Source organism: Ectobacillus sp., assembly GCF_056992975.1.
Genome location: NZ_JBXKMX010000309.1, coordinates 1 through 3,843 on the forward strand (window position 1 = coordinate 1; position 3,843 = coordinate 3,843).

The 3,843-nt window shown below is 37.9% G+C and carries 3 protein-coding genes and 1 other annotated feature; all 3 genes read right to left on the reverse strand.

The window, feature by feature from the left end; genetic code table 11:
* Nucleotides 1–25: 25 nt before the first annotated feature.
* Nucleotides 26–247 (reverse strand) — a binding site (T-box leader).
* A 64-nt stretch (nt 248–311) separates the two neighbouring features.
* The 3 genes from ytxC to AC11ZT_RS13835 all read right to left on the reverse strand — a co-directional run bounded on the left by ytxC (nt 312) and on the right by AC11ZT_RS13835 (nt 3,759).
* Nucleotides 312–1,145, reverse strand: coding sequence for a putative sporulation protein YtxC (ytxC, locus tag AC11ZT_RS13825; protein ID WP_484060154.1), 834 nt, complete (start codon nt 1,143–1,145; stop codon nt 312–314).
* 209 nt (nt 1,146–1,354) lie between these two features.
* Complete coding sequence (dnaI, locus tag AC11ZT_RS13830) at nt 1,355–2,296, reverse strand: primosomal protein DnaI (RefSeq protein WP_484060155.1); 942 nt, start codon at nt 2,294–2,296, stop codon at nt 1,355–1,357.
* Between the two features lie 38 nt (nt 2,297–2,334).
* Nucleotides 2,335–3,759 (reverse strand): replication initiation and membrane attachment family protein, encoded by a 1,425-nt coding sequence (locus AC11ZT_RS13835; protein ID WP_484060156.1) that lies wholly within the window; start codon nt 3,757–3,759, stop codon nt 2,335–2,337.
* Between the last annotated feature and the right edge of the window lie 84 nt (nt 3,760–3,843).

Below are 3,843 nucleotides of genomic sequence, written 5' to 3' on the forward strand. Positions count from 1 at the left end.
TAAATAAAAAACACCCATCCCTAGGAAAAGGGACGAGTGTTATATTCGTGGTTCCACCCTTGTTTCAAAGGAAAGAATCTCCTTTGCTCAAGAAACGATAACGGATCGTAACCGTCAGCAATTACTAACATTCACTGCTGAAGTTCAGAGGTGGTAAGTCGCTTTTTCGTATTAGGAAGCTTCCAGCCAAACGGCTTCCCTCTCTGCTAATCGTAAAAAGAGCTCGTATCCTCATCATAACCTGTATATGGATCTTACCTGTCGTTATTATAGACGGATTCTTCCATAAAATCAATATGCCCCTCTTCGTTTTATATATTCTGTCTCATTTGTTCAAATTCACCTAGCGAGTATAGTTTAACTCGCTCTTGAAACACATTTCGAATCGTAACAATCATCGTATCGTCCTCATGGGCAGTGTAGATGTAAATAATCTTAGGGGAAATAGATAATAGCGGTGCAATAATTTGCTGATCTACGTATACATCCTCAAGCTGAAGGATACGATCATCAATATATTCACGTAAAGTTTCCTCCGAAATTGGAGAACCAGCTTCATCATAGAAGATAATATGATCTCGAAACACAAGATGTATAGACGAAAAGATAGCATCTCTCGTACTAACTTGCTGCCGAAGTGTTTCAATAAATGCTTGATAGTCTTGTTCTAGCTTGTATTCATCAATGGACAGTTCAACCAATTGATTGATGTATTGCATATAAGGCCGCAATCGAAACCGAACATAGGCTTCGAAAGAAAAGGAAAGAGAGTGTTCGATTGTGCTCCGTAAGGATTGTATAATAAACCGTTTGCGTGCAAAGTGGAGTCCTTTATGTGGTAACCCTTTTCTCTTCCCATTCATAATAGAATAGGCAATATGTAATATTTCACTTTGCTCCTCTTCATTGTGAAAGTAATAAGAGTGTTTCACAAGCGAACTCATCCATTTGCTTTCCTTTACTTTAATAATAAACTGAACCAATTCTGGGATTAGAATATCCTGAATAAAAGTAGTACTGGTATCAAGTAGAGTAAGTTTCCTATGCTCATGAAGGACATTTTTTTCTTGTGCCTTAGCATATTGCAGGAACCGCTCGTACAAATAAGTAGCATCACTATCTTCTTCAAAGCTAATTTCGATCATTATCATCCCCCCTTAATGCATATATCAATTGATATATATGAACGAGCTATCCAAATAATGCTCGCTATCGGGTAAGAATACGGTAGTTCTTCTAAACAAATGGCTCTGTTAAAGCTTATTATTGAATTTACAACTAGGTTGATTGGAGCGGAAATCAACCGGCAAGTTTAACAGGGCCGAACAAATAAAAAAAGAGAGCGAGGTCTCCCTCATTCTCCTGCTTGTCGTCTATTATTTCCCTTTACTTCTACTGGCTTAGCCAAATACCGAATGCGTTCCATAATACGAGCCGCCTTCAGCTCTTCTTCTTCACCGCGCTGCGTATAGGTAAGATGGTGCTCAAGCAATTTAAAGTCAAAGTTAGAAGTGAAAAAAGTAGGTAGATTTTCTAGCATACGATATTGTAAAATGGTGCCGAGTACTTCATCACGCGCCCAACTTGACATCGCTTCTGCCCCAATATCATCTAGCATTAAAATGGGCGCCTGCTTCACTGCTTCAATTTTCTGATTTAGCGTATGATCCCCAATCGATCCTTTCATTTCACGCAAAAATTCAGGAACATGAACAAGCATAGTTGAAACATTACGCTGTGCGAGTTCGTTGGCAATTACACCGAGAATATAGGTTTTTCCTACACCAAAGCGTCCGAACAAGTACAATCCTTTCATTTTTTTTCCAGGTTCGTATTGTTCCACAAATTCTTCAGCCTCATTCACTGCGTTCATTCTTCCTTCATCATTATAATCCAGTGATACTTGCTTTGCTTCTAAAATATCACGAGGCATATATAAACTCCGAATGAGAGATTGCTGTTTTTTTTGTTGATCATGAAATATTTTTTGAGAACAGCGTTCATATTGTAAATCAATCGTTTTTCCCGAAATAATGAGGTGCGGATGATATCCTTGTAAAATATTTTTACAGGCAGCAAGGCTCGGACATTCCTTACATTGCTTACTTTGCTGTGTATATTCGTATAATTTAACTAAGCTACGTTCAACAACATCTTCTGAAAGCTCTTGTGCATGCTCCACTAAAAATTTCTTTACATCTGCGTCTGCTAGAATTTCTTTCTTCATATTATCATAGCGTTTCTTAAACGAATCTGTTTGTATCAACTGCGAGAGATTGTTTCTAATGTTTTGCAAATGCTTCCCTCCAAGCTACTAATTCTCTACTTGTTTTTCTATCCATTTGAACGCTTCTGCATACGTTTTCGTCTTTCTTCTATTTTCTTTCGAAGAGCTTCTGTATCAATATCCTTTTCATCTTGCCCTTCAGAACTTTGCTTTTCTATGCTTTGTTTTTCCTCTGCTAGCCAATCAGGAACCAGTTCTTTACGTACTACCTTTTGCGAAGTACGTGTTTTGGTCTTTCTTTCTTTCGTAGATTGTGCCCATTCTAAATATTGGCGCTGCTCTTGGATTGCAAGCTGCATAGCCTCTCTGACGGATGATACGTGTTTTCGAGCCCAGTGTGCTGCTATTTTTTCCATATAGCCTTTTTGTATTTTCATATCCATACGAAGCATGACATAGTAAATCAGAACATTGATCACACCTGGTGATAGTTTTTGATTCAGCATAATATCTTCGATTACCCGCAAATCAGAGGCTACAGGTAAAGCACCGCCAGATAATTCAGTAAGAAGTTCCTTTGGCGACACTTCTTCAAGCACTTTAATGAGCTTATCCTGCTTTGATTGTGGCACTTTGTCACGCATTTCCTGCAGTTTTGCAGGTTGTACTCTTTCGCTCAGTACAGGAAGCGTATTGCTATGCTCAAATTGATACCAATCACGCGTACATTTTCGAAGCAATTCAATATCAATTTTATCCTGACCAATAATAAGAGCATCCATGACGACTTTCTTCATCGTCACATGATCGAGCTGATAGACATAAGCAAGCTTTAAAATCGTTTCTTTGACTTCCTCAGTTATCGCACGTCTTGGAATCATCGTATTTCCAATACCCTCTAAAAACAAAGAGAAATCAAAGAAATCATTTAATACTTGAGGTGAATCACTTGGAACTCTTCCAATAAGAGAGCCCTTATCTATTTGTTCCATCTCAGGCTTAAATTTCGAAAGCTGAGCAGGCGTATAAGACTGAAACACATCATTAAATGACTTCGTAATTTCACTGTATTCTTGTATATCCATTTCAGGCTGCAGAAAATACTTTTTCACTCGATTGTACTTTGTAATACCAAGCCGATTATACAAAAAAATGTTTAATACAATATCATCAAAAAATTGTTTTGGCGTAAGCGGAGCTTGCAGCTCATACAAAAACGTCCGAACATCATTCGTTTTTTTCACAAACACTTTCATAAGGCCGATACCCTCTAATTTCATTCGTTCCTTATGAATATCAGGCAAACTCATATGCATATTTAGCAAAAGCGAATGATGAGTTTGTTCTTGTTCATTAGAAAAATCTTGATCAAGCTCTCCCCATAGTGTCATATACAGGCTAAACGCTTTGCTACCTATTATAGGTTGGTACAGCATTGTCAGGACCTTGCGATCGTAACTATGCAGCAAACCTGTTGTATAGACTCGATACCGGTCAATTGGAAGCAAATCCATCCATGATTGTCTTTCCATGCCTGCAAATCCTTTCTACAAGTGTAATCTAACGTTATACATGCAGTTTCTTCTATTTTCGTTCTTTATGCAGTATGTCTTTTA

Excerpts from the sequence above, each read along its gene's own strand:
- ytxC (WP_484060154.1), bottom strand. The coding sequence starts at position 1,145 with ATGATCGAAATTAGCTTTGAAGAAGATAGTGATGCTACTTATTTGTAC.
- AC11ZT_RS13835 (WP_484060156.1), bottom strand. The coding sequence starts at position 3,759 with ATGGAAAGACAATCATGGATGGATTTGCTTCCAATTGACCGGTATCGA.